The following is a 14,221-nucleotide window of genomic DNA, read 5'->3' as shown; positions in this document are numbered from 1 at the left end:
GCCCCGCAGCCCGCCGCGGTCTCCACGAAGGTTGCCGTGCGCCCTGCGGCCGCCCCGTCCCTGGAAAAGCCCAGGCGTATTATTGTCGAGGCACCGGTCATGCTGGCACCTCAGGCGGCGCCAACCCCTCGGGTCGCGCCAGCCCCTCAAATTGCATCAGCCCCTCAGGCCGCGCCGGCGCCGCAGCGCACGCCGCCCGTCGCCGCGGTTCTGCCGTCGCCGCGCCTGGCCGCGAGGCCCGAAAGGATCGACGCATCCGGCTATGAATTCCCGCCGCGCGCGCTGCTGCAGGAACCGCCGGAACGCCTCGGCGAGATCATGTCGCAGGAGACGCTGGAGCAGAATGCCGGGCTTCTGGAAAGCGTGCTGGAAGATTTCGGCATCAAGGGCGAGATCATCCATGTCCGCCCCGGTCCTGTCGTCACCCTTTATGAATTCGAGCCGGCGCCGGGCGTGAAATCGTCGCGCGTCATCGGCCTTGCCGATGATATTGCCCGCTCGATGTCGGCGCTCTCAGCCCGCGTTGCCGTGGTCCCCGGCCGCAACGTCATCGGCATCGAACTGCCGAACGTCACGCGTGAAACCGTTTATTTCCGTGAGATGATCGAGAGCCAGGATTTCGAGAAGAGCGGCTACAAGCTGGCGCTCGGCCTCGGCAAGACCATCGGCGGCGAGCCTGTCATCGCCGAGCTCGCCAAGATGCCGCATCTGCTCGTCGCCGGCACCACCGGTTCCGGCAAGTCGGTCGCCATCAATACGATGATCCTGTCGCTGCTCTACCGCATGACGCCGGAACAGTGCCGCCTGATCATGGTCGACCCGAAGATGCTCGAACTGTCAGTCTATGACGGCATCCCGCATCTGCTGACGCCCGTCGTCACCGATCCGAAGAAGGCGGTCATGGCGTTGAAATGGGCCGTGCGCGAAATGGAGGAGCGCTATCGCAAGATGTCGCGCCTCGGTGTCCGCAACATCGACGGCTACAACGACCGCGTCGCCCAGGCCCGCGAAAAGGGCGAGACCATCCATGTCATGGTCCAGGTCGGCTTCGACAAGGGCACCGGCACTCCGATCGAGGAAAGCCAGGCGCTGGACCTGACACCGATGCCTTATATCGTCGTCATCGTCGACGAGATGGCCGACCTGATGATGGTCGCCGGCAAGGACATCGAAGGCGCGATCCAGCGCCTCGCCCAGATGGCGCGAGCCGCCGGCATCCATCTGATCATGGCGACACAGCGTCCGTCGGTCGATGTCATCACCGGCACGATCAAGGCGAACTTCCCGACCCGCATCTCCTTCCAGGTGACTTCGAAGATCGACAGCCGCACCATTCTCGGTGAACAAGGCGCCGAGCAGTTGCTCGGTCAGGGCGATATGCTGCATATGCAGGGGGGCGGGCGGATTTCCCGCGTCCACGGTCCCTTCGTCTCGGATGTCGAAGTCGAAAAGGTCGTTGCCCATCTGAAGACCCAGGGCCGCCCCGAATATCTCGACACCGTCACCGCCGACGAGGAGGAAGAGACGGATGAGGAAGAAGCCGGCGCCGTCTTCGACAAGAGCGCCATGGCCTCCGAGGATGGCAACGAGCTTTACGAACAGGCGGTCAAGGTCGTCATGCGCGACAAGAAATGCTCGACCTCCTATATCCAGCGCCGCCTCGGCATCGGCTACAACCGCGCCGCCTCATTGGTGGAACGCATGGAAAAGGAAGGCCTCGTCGGCCCGGCCAATCACGTCGGCAAGCGCGAGATCGTTTCGGGACGGGGCGACGGCGAGTAATTCTGGCGAAGGCGCGGAAGGAGTACGCCGCTTGCTCCGACATCCCCTCTCCCCTCGGGGAGAGGGCAGGGTGAGGGGGCTCCTGGCACCTCGTGAATGTCTGCAGCCGCTCGTCAGGGCGCCTTGGTCAGCAATCCGTCGAGGATTTCGATCATCTTCTGCTCGGCCTCTTCGAGCGAGCCGCTATTGTCGAGCTCCACCACGTCATATTCGCCGCGCACTGTCAGCGGTCCGCGGGCGAGCCGGGCCATGATATCCTCATGCGTCTCGCGTCCGCGCGCCTCCAGCCGGCCGGCGAGCACCTCGGGGCGGGCGGTGATGTTGATGACCTTCAGGTGCGGGAAGGCGGCCTGGAACCGGTGAAGCGCCGAGCGTGAACCGTTGGCGACGACAATGTGACCTCGCGACAGCGCCACCGAAACCTCGGCCGGAATGCCGTATTTCAGGCCGTGCGCCTCCCACCAGACGGCGAAGGAGCCCGATTGCTCCATGGCGGCAAAACCTTCGAGGGAGACGGAAAGATGGTCTTCGCCGCCGGCGTCACGGTGACGGGTAATGACGCGGCGGACGAAATGCACATCGTCGCGGCCCTTGAAACGCCGGGCCGCGAGGTTCATCAGCGTGTCCTTGCCAGCACCGCTCGGTCCGACGACGACGACCATGATGCCGCGCTCGGCTCCGGCTCCGGGGTGGGGTTCGTGCGGCATCATGCGACACGGCGTCCCTGGCGCCAGACGGAGCGTGTCACCGGCACGCCGTGCGAACGATGGACGCGGACGAGATCGGCGCGCAGCCCCGTCGCGATCCGGCCGCGATCATCGAGGCTGACGGTGCGGGCGGGCGTCGACGTCACCATGGCGATCGCCTTCGGCAGGCTGATGCTCTCTACCTCATCGGCGAGGATGAAGGGCGCATGCAGCAGGCTGAGCGGCACGTAGTCGGAGGAAAGCACGTCGAGCACGCCCATTTCGGCAAGGTCGCGGGCGGCGATATTGCCGGAATGCGACTTGCCGCGCACGATGTTCGGCGCGCCCATCAGCACGCTCATGCCATGTCCGTGCGAAGCCCGGGCGGCGTCGAAGCTGGTCGGGAATTCGGCCAGGCGCACGCCGTTGTCGATCGCCTCGTCGACATGCGAGAGCGTCGCATCGTCATGGCTTGCCACGGTGATGCCGCGCTCGGCGCAGACCTTGGCGATGGCGTTGCGGTGCGGCGTCGAATTGCGCGCCGATTCTGCCTGGCGCTTGGCGACGAAACGGCCGAAGGCCTCGTCGCTGAGGCCCCGCTTCTTCTGGTAGTAGAAGATATATTGATCCATCGTCTGGAACTGACGCTGGCCGGGCGCATGATCCATCAGCGAGACGAGCCTCACATGCCGGTCGTTTTCGAAGTCGGCGAAATGTTCGAGCACATTGTCGGCCGAGACCTCGCAGCGCAAATGGATGAGGTGCTCGGCACGCAGCCTGCCTTCCGTCTCTGCCGACTGGATGGCATCGGCCATCTCGCGCATCTCGCCATGTTCGAAGCCGCCGTCCTCGTCCGCCCCCATGCGCAGGCAGTCGAACACCGTGGTAATGCCTGAGGTGACGATCTGGGCGTCATGCGCCTGGATGGCGGCGGTCTTGTTCCAGCGAATGCCGGGGCGCGGCTGATAATGGCCTTCGAGATGATCGGTGTGCAGCTCAACGAGGCCGGGAATGACGTAGTCGCCTTCGAAATCTTCGCCGGCTACCGAGTTACCCCCGGAGATGTCGGCGATCTTCCCGTCGCGGATGAGGATCGAGCCCGAGAGGATGTCGTCCTCGAGAACGATGCGGGCGTTGGAAAACACGGTCTCTTTGCTCATGTCGTCAGGTCTTTCAGCTTTTGGCGCCGGCAAGCGGCAGCCAGGAACGAACTTTGAATGGGGCGCCGCGCGTCTCCTCGATGAAGACGGCAAGGCCGGAAATCGAAAGCGGCCGGCCGGTGAAGTCGGCAAAACGCTCGGTCAGGATCGCTTTCATCACCGCGGCGCGTGTCTCGGGCACCTGGCCGCTCAGCGTCATGTGAAAGCCGAAATCCTCCATGACGTAAGGATAACCCCAGCGCTGCAGATGGGCGCGCTGGCTGTCGCTGAGCTTCTCCGGATTGCGCCGCGCCATATCGGCCTCGGAAAGCGCTGCGCGGAACGGTTCGAAGGACCTTACCACCTTCGCGGCGAAATCCTGAAGAGGTTGATGAAGAGAACCGGGAACGAGGGCAAAAAAACGGCCGAGCTGGCCGAGCACGAGCTCAGGAATCTCGAAGGCTTGCGTGCACTGGGCAAAATCCTCGGCGACGGTCAGGAGATCCTTCTCGGTGACCGAGGAGGCGAGAAAAAAGGGCGCCTTGATCGTGGCGTGAAAGCCGTAACGGCGCGGGTCGGCGGTCAGCTCGAACTGTTCTGCCGCAGCCAGTTGCGCATATTCCGGTGCCGGATAGGTCTCGCCGGTGAAAGCATTGCGGCCGAGCCAGAGCGAGGCCGCGCCGGTCAGGGGATCATCCTTCGGCGGCGAGAAATAGAGAGCGTAGCGCAAGGCTTTTATCCTGGAGATCGTCCAAATGGGGAGGGCACTGTGCAGTGATTTGGCGGCGAACCGCAAGCAGGCTCCCGGCTAAAAGATTTCCGTGACAGAATGATGATGGCGGCAACGCCGACACTGCTTTGACGGATGGATCAGTGGGCTTTCGTGCCCATCAGCCGGTGGCGCAACGCGTTCGAGGCGGTGTCGAAAATGAAGACGACGATCAGGATCAGAATGACCATGTAGGCGACGTTTTCCCAATTGGCATTGGTGCGCATGGCCTCCCACAGTTTGAGGCCGATGCCGCCGGCGCCGACAGCGCCGATAATAGTCGCGCCGCGCACGTTCGATTCCCATTGGTAGAGCGTCTGGCTGACGAAGACGGGAACGATCTGCGGCATAATGCCATAACGATGCACGAGCACGGTCTGAGCGCCTGTTGATTTGATGCCTTCCCGCGGCTTGTTGTCGATATTCTCGAGGCCTTCGGAATAGAGCTTGCCGAGCGTGCCGGTCTCGGTGAGGAAGATCGCACCGCTGCCGGCAAGCGGGCCGGGCCCGAAGGCGCGCGTCAGGAACAGCGCCCAGATCAGCATGTCGACCGAGCGCAGGAAATCGAAGAAGCGCTTCAGGATCTGGTTCAACAGGCGGTTCGGCGTGATGTTGCGCGCTGCCAGGAAGGCGAGCGGGAAGGCGGTAAGCGAGCCGAGCAGCGTTCCGAGGAATGCCATGACGATCGTCTGGAAAAGCTTGGTCCAGACGTCGCCGTGCTGCCATTCGCTGTTGTTCCAAATATCGTCGAAGGCGAGCGACAGGTTGGATTGGTCGGGCTTGATGCGCGGACCGGAGACGATGAGGCTGACGACCTCGCCGACCGGCTTGTCGAAGAAGGATGAGTGCGTGTCGAAGATGAAATTCGCCCAGCCGATGAAACGCTTGCGGATCTTCACCCGGTCGACGGATATGCTGACATTGCCGGCAAAGCCGAGATCGGCCAGCACGTTGTCGTCATAAACAGTCATCCAGCCGGGCACCGGTCCGACGACTTTGGGCGCACCGCTCAAAACGTCCACCGGGACGCTGACGCCATGCGCGGTCACGATCGTCTCGCTCTTCGAGACGGTGACGCTGCGGCTGGTGCCGCTGATCGAAACGGTGATGCTGCCGTCGGGGTTGTTGACCAGCCAATCCGGATGCGGATTGTCGCCGAGCGGCGAGAAGCGCGGATAACGGATGTCGATCGAGCCGTCACCCTCGATGCGGAATTCCGGCTGAACGTCGTAGCTCACCCATTGGCTGAGATAGATGCCGACGCGCTCCCAATGGGCTTCGGCGAAAAGTTTGGGCAGGTCGAAGAACCAGAAGGCATAAAGGCTGTAGAGCAACGTCGCGATGAGGATCATCAGCCCGCCGAAACGCTGGCGGAACGACCGGTGGAAATATTCCGGATAGCGCGTTTCTATCTCTTGCATGCGGTTTGCGTCGATCACCGTCATGGCGGCCTCAATGTTGCAGGAGGAAGGCGTGCTCGCCGACAAGGCGGCGGCGCAGCCATGCGGAGAACTGGTCGACGGCGACGATCGTCACGAACAGCAGGAGAACGAGCGCCACCGTCTTGGCGCCGAAGCCGCGCGAAATCGAAAGCTTCAGCTCCTCGCCGATGCCGCCGCCGCCGACGGCGCCGATGATGGTCGAGGCGCGCACGTTGATCTCAAGGCGCAGCAGCGCATAGGAGGTGAAATTCGGCAACACCTGCGGCAGGGCGGCAAAGCGGATACGCTCCCACCAGTTGGCGCCGACGGCCTTCATGCCCTCATGCGGCTTCATGTCGATATTCTCGGCCACTTCGTAGAAGAGTTTTCCGAGCGCGCCGATCGTGTGCAGGGTGATGGCGATGATGGCGGCGACCGGCCCGATCGACAGGATCGCCGAAAACAGCCCGGCAATGACGATTTCCGGGAAGGCGCGCAGGAATTCCATCAGCCGCTTGGTGACGATGCGCAGCGGCCATGAATTTGTCAGGTTGCGAGCGGCAAAGAAGCTCAAGGGGACGGCAAAGACGAAGGCGATGATGGTCGAAATCAACGCGACGTTGATCGTGACGATCATTAGCTCGAAATATTCGGGAATGTAGAAGGCGCCCCAGACATAGACGCGGCCCCTGTCGAAATTGAATTCCTCGCCGCCCTTGTCGTTGACGCTCGCTATATCAAACAGCGCGCGCCAGACGTCGTGCCAATCCTTGGGGATGAGCCAGCTCAGGAAGTCGAAGAGATGCGGCAGGCGGTCGAAGAAATGGCCGGCATTGCTCTCATCGGCGAAGCGGACAGAGCTGACGAAAGCCGCAATCAGGATAACCAGGCCGAGAACGGTATAGAAGCGGCGCTTGGCGACCATCCGGTCCCAGGCGGTGCCGATCTCCTTGGTGCTCTGCATCTGCGGCTGTGTATTGGCAATAGTCATCAACGCCTCGCCTACTGCGCAATTCAAAGTGCTTCAGCGTCCTTTGCGGCTCTCGAAAGGACGCGCACAGTTCTAGTCACAAGATAAAGGGCGGCCGTTTCCGGCCGCCCTGCATTCGAAAAACCCCATCAGCCGCCGATGGCAGCTTTGCGGACGTCGACGACGGCATTGTAGAAGTCGTGCTTGACGGGGGCGTAACCCTTGTAGTCGCCGCCTTCGACAGCGGCGAAGCACTTGTGGTCCTTTTCCGGCAGAGCCGTGAAGAAGGCTGCAAGCTTCGTCTGCCACTCTTCGCCGAGAGCGTTGCGAACGACGAGCGGGCCGTTCGGGATCAGCGGCGAACGCCATACTTCGACCAGCTTGTTCGGATCGACGGCGCCCTTGTCGACTTCCTTGCGGAAGGTACCGGAGGTGTAGCCGTCCTTGAAGTCGCCGATGCCGGAGCTATCGTCGACGGCAATGTCGACCTTGCCGTCATAGGCAGCGAGAAGGTTGTTCTCGTGGCCGCCGTTGAACTGGGTCGAGGCGAAGAACTTGTCGTTCGGCATGCCCGTGTCCTTCGGGATCTGCGTCAGCGGAACGAGGTAACCGGAGGTGGAATCAGGATCGGCGTAGCCGAGCTTCTTGCCCTTGGCGTCCTTGATGGACTTGATGCCGGAGGACTTCAGAGCGAGGCCGATCGAGTAATAGCCCGTCGAGCCGTCCTTCTGCTGCGTCGTCAGGATCGGCGTGACAGCCTTCGGCTCCTTGATGTAGACGGCGGCATAGCCGGAGGCGCCGAGTTCGGCGAAGTCGAGCGTGCCACCGAGCAGGCCCTGGATCACGCCGTCATAGTCGGCGGCCGGGAAGAGCGAAACCTTCTCGAAGCCGAATTCCTGTTTCAGGTGGTCGGCAAGGCAGGCATAGTTGCGCAGGCGGTCGGTTTCGTTTTCGCCGCCGAGGATGCCGATGCGGAATTCCTTGAGGTCTGCAGCGTGGGCAGCGCCGGCGAGCGCGAAGAGCGCCGTTGCCGCAAAGAGTGCTTTCTTCAACATGTTCTCTCCTATTGACCGGTGTCCCCGGCCTTCCCGTTACGAAGAAGTGTGCCCTTGACGCGGGCGCTCGATCGCGGCCGTCTCTCTCAGAGACCGGCCAGCGCCAGCGGTTGGGTGCCGGCGGATTGATTGTCTGCCCGCTCGGGGGCGATATTGATCGATGTCGAGGTCACCGTTTCGTCGATGCCGGCGCCATCCTTGTCCGTTCCGTAGATTTCCTTCACTGCTTCGGCGGTCAGCTCCGCGGGCCTGCCGTCGAAGACGACGCGGCCGCCGGCCATGCCGACGATGCGCTCACAATAGTTGCGGGCGGTGTCGAGCGTGTGAAGGTTGGTGATGACGGTGATGCCCTCGCGCTCGTTGATGTCGCGCAACGCATCCATGACGATCTTGGCGTTCAGCGGATCGAGAGAGGCGATCGGCTCGTCGGCGAGAACCATCTTCGGGTTCTGCATCAGCGCCCGGGCGATCGCCACGCGCTGCTGCTGGCCGCCGGAAAGCGTGCCGGCTGCCTGCAGCGCCGTCTGCTCGATGCCGAGGCGTTCGAGTGCCGCGATGGCATGCACGCGTTCCTCGCGGGTGAAGATGTTGAGCAGGCTCATCAGCGTCGAGCGATGATTGAGGCGGCCGAGCATGACATTGGTGAGAACGTCGAGGCGCGGCACCAGGTTGAACTGCTGGAAGATCATCGCGCAGTCGCGCTGCCAGTTGCGCAACGCCTGGCCGCGAAGCCCGGAGACCTCGACGCCGGCGAAATGAACGGAGCCGGAGCTCGGCTCCTGAAGGCGGTTGATCATGCGCAGCAGCGTCGACTTGCCGGCGCCGGAGCGGCCGATGACGCCGACCATCTGGCCCTGCGGAATGGCGAGCGTGACGGAATCGACGGCGAGCTTTTTTCCGAAACGACGTGTGACATTCTTCAGCTCGAACATCATGCTCTTCCCTTGCGATCCAGGCCTTGATCAGCATCGCATTAGTCCCGCTTGATGAACCTCGCATGTCATATTTGTGTAAGTCCTGTCACAATTCCCCGCCCCTATATCGGGGGTTTAACCGCCGTAGCGGGACAGGAAATCTTCCGCGCCCAGGTTGCGGAAATCCTGGAGCGCCTGGCGCAGCCGGTCGTGCTCCCAGTCCCACCACGAAAGCTTGTCCATCCGTTCGCCGACCTCTCTTGGAAAGCGCTCGCGGATGAGTTTGGCCGGCACGCCGCCGACGATCGCATATGGCGCGACGTCCTTCGAGACGACGGCGCCGGCTCCGATCACCGCGCCGTTGCCGACACTGACGCCGGGCAGGATCGTCGCCCCGTGGCCGATCCAGACGTCGTTGCCGATCGTCACGCGGTTTGCGCGCCGCCAGGCGAAGAAGTCCGTCTCCATGTCGCCATCCGGCCAATAGTCGGCGGCGCGATAGGTAAAATGATGCAGTGTCGCGCGCCAGGTCGGATGGTTGGTGGCGTTGATGCGCACGGCGGCTGCGATATTGACGAACTTGCCGATCGTCGCACACCAGACGGAGCCATCCTGCATGATGTAGGAATAGTCGCCGAACGTGGCCTCGCTGATGCGGCAGCGTTCGGAAACCTCGGTATAGCGCCCGAAGGTGGAATCGCTGACGGTTGCCGTCTCATGAAAATAGGGCTCGATACCCAGCTTGCGGCTCATGCGGCGATCTTTCTGGGTGAGAATTGCTGGACGTCGAGGATGCGGTCGGCGACGGCTTCGCGCACTTCTTCGTCGTGGAAGATGCCGAGAAGGGCCACACCCGCCTTCTTCTTTTCCGCGATCATGCCGACGACGACGGCGCGGTTCCTGGCGTCGAGCGAGGCTGTGGGTTCGTCGAGAAGCAGGATCGTATGCTCAGTGATGAAACCGCGCGCGATGTTGACGCGTTGCTGCTCGCCGCCGGAGAAGGTGGCGGGCGGAAGCTGCCAGAGCGTTTCCGGCAGATTGAGCCTGGCGAGCAGGGCGCCCGCCTTTTCCCGTGCCGTGACGGCGTCCTCACCGCGTGCCACCAGCGGTTCGGCAACCACGTCGATCGCCGCGACGCGCGGCACGGTGCGCAGGAACTGGCTGACATAACCGAGTGTATTGCGGCGGACGTTGAGCACCGTGCGCGGATCGGTGGAGGCGAGATCGACGATGCGTCCGTCGTGGCGGATGAGGATCTGGCCGGTGTCGACGGCATAATTGCCGTAGATCATCTTGAGCAGCGAACTCTTGCCGATGCCCGATGGGCCACCGAGCACGACGCATTCGCCCGATGCGACCGAGAAGGCCACATCGGAGACGACGGGTAGCTTGATGCCGTCGCGCAGATGCATGGTGAAGCTCTTCGAGACTTCGGAAACGACGAGGGGCGTTGCCATGATTTCTTCTTCCTTGGTTTCGCCGCGCGTCTGAAAAGACGCGCAAAGGACGCTATAACATTTTGAATTGCTGCATAATTTTGCCCTTAAATGGATTCCGATAAGGAATTATGCAGTCGCGCTCAGACTTGCAGGATCGAGGAGACGAGCAGCTGCGTATAGGGTTCGCGCGGGTCGTCGAGCACGCGGTCGGTGAGCCCGTGTTCGATGACGTAGCCGTCCTTCATCACCATCATCCGGTGCGAAAGCAGGCGGGCGACGGCGAGATCGTGGGTGACGATGATGGCCGAAAGACCGAGATCGTTGACGAGGCCGCGCACGAGATCGAGCAGGCGCGCCTGCACCGAGACGTCGAGGCCGCCGGTCGGCTCGTCCATGAAGACGAGGCGCGGACCGGTGACGAGGTTGCGGGCGATCTGCAGGCGCTGGCGCATGCCGCCGGAAAAGGCGCGCGGCTGGTCGTCGATGCGGTCGGCGTCGATCTCGACACGTTCGAGCCAGTCGATCGCCGAAGCGCGGATCTTGCCGTAGTGCCGGTCGCCGATCGCCATCAGCCGTTCGCCGACATTGGCGCCGGCCGACACCGTCATGCGCAGGCCATCGGCCGGGTTCTGGTGCACGAAGCCCCAGTCGGTGCGCATCAGGAAGCGCCGCTCGGCCTCGTTCATGCGGTAGAGATCGCGGTAGCTGCCATCGCGCATGTGATATTCGACGCTGCCGGTACTCGGCAGCAGCCGGGTGGAGAGGCAGTTGAGCAGCGTCGTCTTGCCGGAGCCGGACTCGCCGACGATGGCGAGCACTTCGCCGGGCCAGAGCTCGAAGGAGACGTCTCGGCAGCCGATGCGGCTGCCGTAGAATTTCGAAACGTCGTGAACTTTGAGAAGTGGAGTATCGCTCATTCTGCAGCCTCCCGGGCCAGCATCTCGCCGGCATGTCCGTGCGCGCGGCGGTCTTCGCAATGATCGGTGTCGGAACAGACGAACATGCGCCCGCCCTTGTCGTCGAGAACCACCTCGTCGAGATAAACATCCTCCGCACCGCAAAGGGCGCAGGGTTTGTCGAAACGCTGGATATCGAAGGGGTAATCCTCGAAATCCAGGCTGACGACGTCGGTATAGGGCGGAACCGCATAGATGCGCTTCTCGCGACCGGCGCCGAAGAGCTGCAGCGCGTCCGACATATGCATCTTCGGATTGTCGAATTTCGGCGTCGGCGACGGGTCCATGACATAGCGGCCATGGACCTTCACCGGATAGGCGTAAGTCCGTGAGATGCGGCCGTTATGGGCGATGTCCTCGTAGAGCTTCACATGCATGAGGCCGTATTCTTCGAGCGCATGCATCTTGCGCGTTTCGGTCTCGCGCGGCTCGAGGAAGCGCAGCGGCTCGGGGATCGGCACCTGGTAGACGAGCACCTGGCCGATCCCGAGCTTTTCTTCGGGAATGCGGTGGCGCGTCTGGATGATCGTCGCATCCTTGGTATGCGTCGTCACCGCGACATTGGCGACCTTCTGGAAGAAGGCGCGGATGGAAACGGCGTTGGTCGTATCGTCGGCGCCCTGGTCGATGACCTTCAGCACGTCGTCCGGTCCGATGATCGAGGCCGTCACCTGCACGCCGCCGGTGCCCCAGCCATAGGGCATTGGCATTTCGCGCGAGGCGAAGGGCACCTGGTAACCCGGAATGGCGATCGCCTTCAGGATGGCGCGGCGGATCATCCGCTTGGTCTGTTCGTCGAGATAGGCGAAGTTGTAGCTGGCCAGATCGGTCATTCGGCGGCTTCCTTCATGTCTTCGCCACCGTTGCGGGCGGCTTCGAATTCGCGGCGCATGCGGCGGACGAGATCGAGTTCGGCCTGAAAGTCCACATAATGCGGAAGCTTCAGGTGCTCGACGAAGCCCGTCGCCTGGACGTTGTCGGAGTGCGAGATAACGAATTCCTCATCCTGTGCCGGTGCGGTGATATCCTCGCCGAGCTCTTCGGCGCGAAGCGCCCGGTCGACCAGCGACATCGCCATCGCCTTGCGCTCGCTCTGGCCGAAGACTAGGCCGTAGCCGCGGGTGAATTGCGGCGGCGCCTTGGCCGAACCCTTGAACTGGTTGACCATCTGGCATTCGGTGATCTGGATCGTGCCGAGCGAGACGGCGAAACCGAGTTCCGGCACGTCGAATTCCACCTCGACGTCGCCGATGCGGATTTCACCGGTGAAGGGGTGGTTGCGGCCGTAGCCGCGCTGGGTGGAATAACCGAGCGCCAGCAGGAAGCCCTCGTCGCCGCGGGCAAGCGCCTGCAGGCGCAGATCGCGGGTCATCGGGAATTCCATCGGCTCGCGGGTCAAGTCGCCGATCTCGTGGTCTTCCGGCATGTCGCCGTCGGCCTCGATCAGGCCTTCCTCGCCGAGGATCTCGGAGACGCGCATGACGCGGCCGGTCTCGGCGGCGCGCTGAGCGGGCGTCTCGACCGCCTCGTCCGAAAGTAGCGAGGGATCGAGCAGGCGGTGGGTATAGTCGAAGGTAGGCCCAAGAAGCTGGCCGCCCGGCAGATCCTTGTAGGTCGCCGAGATGCGGCGTTCGATCGTCATATCAGCCGTGTCGAGCGGCTTCGAATAGCCGAAACGCGGCAGCGTCGTTCGGTAGGCGCGCAGCAGGAAGATCGCCTCGATCATGTCACCGCGCGATTGGCGGATGGCAAGGGCTGCGAGCGTGCGATCGAAAAGCGAGGCCTCGGCCATGACACGGTCGACGGCGAGCGCCAGCTGCGCCACGATCTGTTCGATGCCGATCGCCGGCAGCGAACGGTCGCCGCGGCGGCGGTCGGCGAGCAGGCGGTGGGCATTGGCGATGGCGGCCTCGCCACCCTTGACGGCAACATACATGAGCTCAGATCTCCGTTGCTGTGATCTTGGTGGTGCGCGGCAGGCAGAGGAAACGTCTGCCCGATGTCAGCACGATGTCGACGCCGCGCGGAAAGAGCGCACGGTTCTCAGTCCAGAGCCGCAGGAAAGTCTCCGGCAGGCCGATAGGCGTCATCTCCGCTACGCTCTGGATGCCCGGACCCATCAGCGCCAGCCTGCGGCCGCCCTCAAGTTCGGCGAGCTCGATGATGAGGGTCGTCGAGCGGTCGGGATATTCCTGCGTGCCGGATGCAAAGAGGCCGAAGGAGGAAAGTGCGGTGCCGGCCTCGGTGAAGGCAAAACGCGCCTCGGCCTTTTCGCTGGTCAACGGCGCGCCGGTGTGGAAGCCGAGCCACTCCGGCACGGCCGATTTCGCCAGTCCCTGGGAAAGCCAGACGGGTGTGTCGTGGTCGCAAAGCGTCAGCGCGATCGTGCCGGCGGCGATGCCGAGCGGTGCCGGCGGAGCGACATCGGGCTGAACAGTCTGGATCGTGCCGGGGCGGGCCATACCGTCCATCAGCATCTTGAAGACGCTTTGGGCATGGAAGACCGGCTCGGCAAAGCCGCCGGTCAAAGCTTCTGTCTTCAGGCCCATCAGTTGTCTCCCCGCACCATGGTGAAGAAATCGACGCGGGTTGCCGCCGTCTCGTCCGCCTTGCGGCGTTCGGCATCGGCGATCCGCTCAGTGATCGGCAAAAGCAGGGCCTGTTCGACGAAGTCCTTCGTCGCTTCCTCCTGCCAGAGCGCGTCGAAGATCGCCGCAAGCCTGGCCTTCTCGCGGTCGGTGCCGAGCGCCTGCGCATGGCCGACCGAACCGGAGTCGAGCCGGACCGTCGCCCGCGTCACCGTCACTTCGCCAAGATTGAAGGGAGCGCCGCCGCCGCCGATGCGTCCGCGCACCATCACCAGCCCGGTCTCCGGTCCGCGCACCTGATGAGCCACAGGCTTTTCCGGCAACGCATCGAAGACCGCCAAGAGTTCGCTGCGTTCCGCGCGCGCCAGCAGATCGGCGGCGCGTTTGCGCCCGGATGCCGTCTGTGACGCAGGGGCTTTGCTGTCCGCTGATATCATCGCCGCTTCCCTTAAAATGTCTATTGATATAGACAACCATACAAGATACATTTAGCTCTAAATCG

The 14,221-nt window shown here is 63.1% G+C and carries 15 protein-coding genes; 1 reads left to right on the top strand and 14 read right to left on the bottom strand.

The window, feature by feature from the left end; translation table 11 throughout:
- On the top strand, window positions 1-1,782 hold a 1,782-nt coding region (locus ACM5SV_RS17495), incomplete at its 5' end, for a DNA translocase FtsK (RefSeq protein WP_419425337.1).
- 113 nt (window positions 1,783-1,895) lie between these two features.
- On the opposite strand, the gene phnN is transcribed toward ACM5SV_RS17495, so the two are convergent.
- The 14 genes from phnN to phnG all read right to left on the bottom strand — a co-directional run bounded on the left by phnN (window position 1,896) and on the right by phnG (window position 14,156).
- The gene (gene phnN, locus ACM5SV_RS17490) at window positions 1,896-2,492 is read right to left on the bottom strand and encodes a phosphonate metabolism protein/1,5-bisphosphokinase (PRPP-forming) PhnN (RefSeq protein WP_222015056.1); all 597 of its coding nucleotides are present in this window, start codon (window positions 2,490-2,492) and stop codon (window positions 1,896-1,898) included.
- Window positions 2,489-3,628 carry an alpha-D-ribose 1-methylphosphonate 5-triphosphate diphosphatase gene (locus ACM5SV_RS17485; RefSeq protein WP_222015058.1) on the bottom strand — a complete coding sequence of 380 codons (1,140 nt, stop codon included), beginning with the start codon at window positions 3,626-3,628 and terminating at the stop codon, window positions 2,489-2,491. The genes phnN and ACM5SV_RS17485 overlap by 4 nt, the downstream gene beginning before the upstream one ends.
- A gap of 13 nt (window positions 3,629-3,641) precedes the next feature.
- On the bottom strand, window positions 3,642-4,337 hold the full coding sequence (locus ACM5SV_RS17480) for a DUF1045 domain-containing protein (protein WP_222015059.1): 696 nt from the start codon (window positions 4,335-4,337) through the stop codon (window positions 3,642-3,644).
- A gap of 140 nt (window positions 4,338-4,477) precedes the next feature.
- Entirely contained in the window at window positions 4,478-5,821 is a 1,344-nt protein-coding gene (phnE, locus tag ACM5SV_RS17475; RefSeq protein WP_222015061.1) for a phosphonate ABC transporter, permease protein PhnE, read from the bottom strand.
- A gap of 7 nt (window positions 5,822-5,828) precedes the next feature.
- Window positions 5,829-6,788, bottom strand: coding sequence for a phosphonate ABC transporter, permease protein PhnE (phnE, locus tag ACM5SV_RS17470; RefSeq protein WP_012759686.1), 960 nt, complete (start codon window positions 6,786-6,788; stop codon window positions 5,829-5,831).
- 128 nt (window positions 6,789-6,916) lie between these two features.
- On the bottom strand, window positions 6,917-7,822 hold the full coding sequence (phnD, locus tag ACM5SV_RS17465; RefSeq protein ID WP_012759687.1) for a phosphonate ABC transporter substrate-binding protein: 906 nt from the start codon (window positions 7,820-7,822) through the stop codon (window positions 6,917-6,919).
- Between the two features lie 86 nt (window positions 7,823-7,908).
- Window positions 7,909-8,754 carry a phosphonate ABC transporter ATP-binding protein gene (phnC, locus tag ACM5SV_RS17460; RefSeq protein WP_221967607.1) on the bottom strand — a complete coding sequence of 282 codons (846 nt, stop codon included), beginning with the start codon at window positions 8,752-8,754 and terminating at the stop codon, window positions 7,909-7,911.
- Between the two features lie 117 nt (window positions 8,755-8,871).
- Window positions 8,872-9,489 (bottom strand): DapH/DapD/GlmU-related protein, encoded by a 618-nt coding sequence (locus tag ACM5SV_RS17455; protein WP_221967610.1) that lies wholly within the window; start codon window positions 9,487-9,489, stop codon window positions 8,872-8,874.
- On the bottom strand, window positions 9,486-10,193 hold the full coding sequence (gene phnL / locus ACM5SV_RS17450) for a phosphonate C-P lyase system protein PhnL (RefSeq protein WP_003544411.1): 708 nt from the start codon (window positions 10,191-10,193) through the stop codon (window positions 9,486-9,488). The genes ACM5SV_RS17455 and phnL overlap by 4 nt, the downstream gene beginning before the upstream one ends.
- A 122-nt stretch (window positions 10,194-10,315) precedes the next feature.
- Window positions 10,316-11,092 carry a phosphonate C-P lyase system protein PhnK gene (gene phnK / locus ACM5SV_RS17445; protein WP_113546591.1) on the bottom strand — a complete coding sequence of 259 codons (777 nt, stop codon included), beginning with the start codon at window positions 11,090-11,092 and terminating at the stop codon, window positions 10,316-10,318.
- Window positions 11,089-11,964, bottom strand: a complete 876-nt coding sequence (locus tag ACM5SV_RS17440; RefSeq protein ID WP_113546590.1) for an alpha-D-ribose 1-methylphosphonate 5-phosphate C-P-lyase PhnJ — start codon at window positions 11,962-11,964, stop codon at window positions 11,089-11,091. The genes phnK and ACM5SV_RS17440 overlap by 4 nt, the downstream gene beginning before the upstream one ends.
- On the bottom strand, window positions 11,961-13,067 hold the full coding sequence (locus tag ACM5SV_RS17435) for a carbon-phosphorus lyase complex subunit PhnI (protein ID WP_012759692.1): 1,107 nt from the start codon (window positions 13,065-13,067) through the stop codon (window positions 11,961-11,963). Before ACM5SV_RS17435 ends, ACM5SV_RS17440 begins: the two co-directional genes overlap by 4 nt.
- Window positions 13,068-13,071: 4 nt before the next feature.
- A complete protein-coding gene (gene phnH, locus ACM5SV_RS17430) occupies window positions 13,072-13,680 on the bottom strand; it encodes a phosphonate C-P lyase system protein PhnH (protein ID WP_012759693.1) in 609 nt (202 codons plus the stop codon).
- Window positions 13,680-14,156 (bottom strand): phosphonate C-P lyase system protein PhnG, encoded by a 477-nt coding sequence (phnG, locus tag ACM5SV_RS17425; RefSeq protein ID WP_012759694.1) that lies wholly within the window; start codon window positions 14,154-14,156, stop codon window positions 13,680-13,682. Before phnG ends, phnH begins: the two co-directional genes overlap by 1 nt.
- Between the last annotated feature and the right edge of the window lie 65 nt (window positions 14,157-14,221).

It is taken from the genome of Rhizobium sp. CRRU65 (assembly GCF_048551595.1).
Taxonomy (GTDB): Bacteria; Pseudomonadota; Alphaproteobacteria; order Rhizobiales; family Rhizobiaceae; genus Rhizobium; species Rhizobium leguminosarum_J.
This window is presented reverse-complemented; position numbering and strand designations above follow the sequence as displayed.

Coding starts and splice junctions, on each gene's coding strand:
- phnN (WP_222015056.1), bottom strand. CDS start 2,492: ATGATGCCGCACGAACCCCACCCCGGAGCCGGAGCCGAGCGCGGCATC.
- ACM5SV_RS17485 (WP_222015058.1), bottom strand. CDS start 3,628: ATGAGCAAAGAGACCGTGTTTTCCAACGCCCGCATCGTTCTCGAGGAC.
- phnE (WP_222015061.1), bottom strand. CDS start 5,821: ATGACGGTGATCGACGCAAACCGCATGCAAGAGATAGAAACGCGCTAT.
- phnE (WP_012759686.1), bottom strand. CDS start 6,788: ATGACTATTGCCAATACACAGCCGCAGATGCAGAGCACCAAGGAGATC.
- phnD (WP_012759687.1), bottom strand. CDS start 7,822: ATGTTGAAGAAAGCACTCTTTGCGGCAACGGCGCTCTTCGCGCTCGCC.
- phnC (WP_221967607.1), bottom strand. CDS start 8,754: ATGTTCGAGCTGAAGAATGTCACACGTCGTTTCGGAAAAAAGCTCGCC.
- ACM5SV_RS17455 (WP_221967610.1), bottom strand. CDS start 9,489: ATGAGCCGCAAGCTGGGTATCGAGCCCTATTTTCATGAGACGGCAACC.
- phnL (WP_003544411.1), bottom strand. CDS start 10,193: ATGGCAACGCCCCTCGTCGTTTCCGAAGTCTCGAAGAGCTTCACCATG.
- phnK (WP_113546591.1), bottom strand. CDS start 11,092: ATGAGCGATACTCCACTTCTCAAAGTTCACGACGTTTCGAAATTCTAC.
- ACM5SV_RS17440 (WP_113546590.1), bottom strand. CDS start 11,964: ATGACCGATCTGGCCAGCTACAACTTCGCCTATCTCGACGAACAGACC.
- ACM5SV_RS17435 (WP_012759692.1), bottom strand. CDS start 13,067: ATGTATGTTGCCGTCAAGGGTGGCGAGGCCGCCATCGCCAATGCCCAC.
- phnH (WP_012759693.1), bottom strand. CDS start 13,680: ATGGGCCTGAAGACAGAAGCTTTGACCGGCGGCTTTGCCGAGCCGGTC.
- phnG (WP_012759694.1), bottom strand. CDS start 14,156: ATGATATCAGCGGACAGCAAAGCCCCTGCGTCACAGACGGCATCCGGG.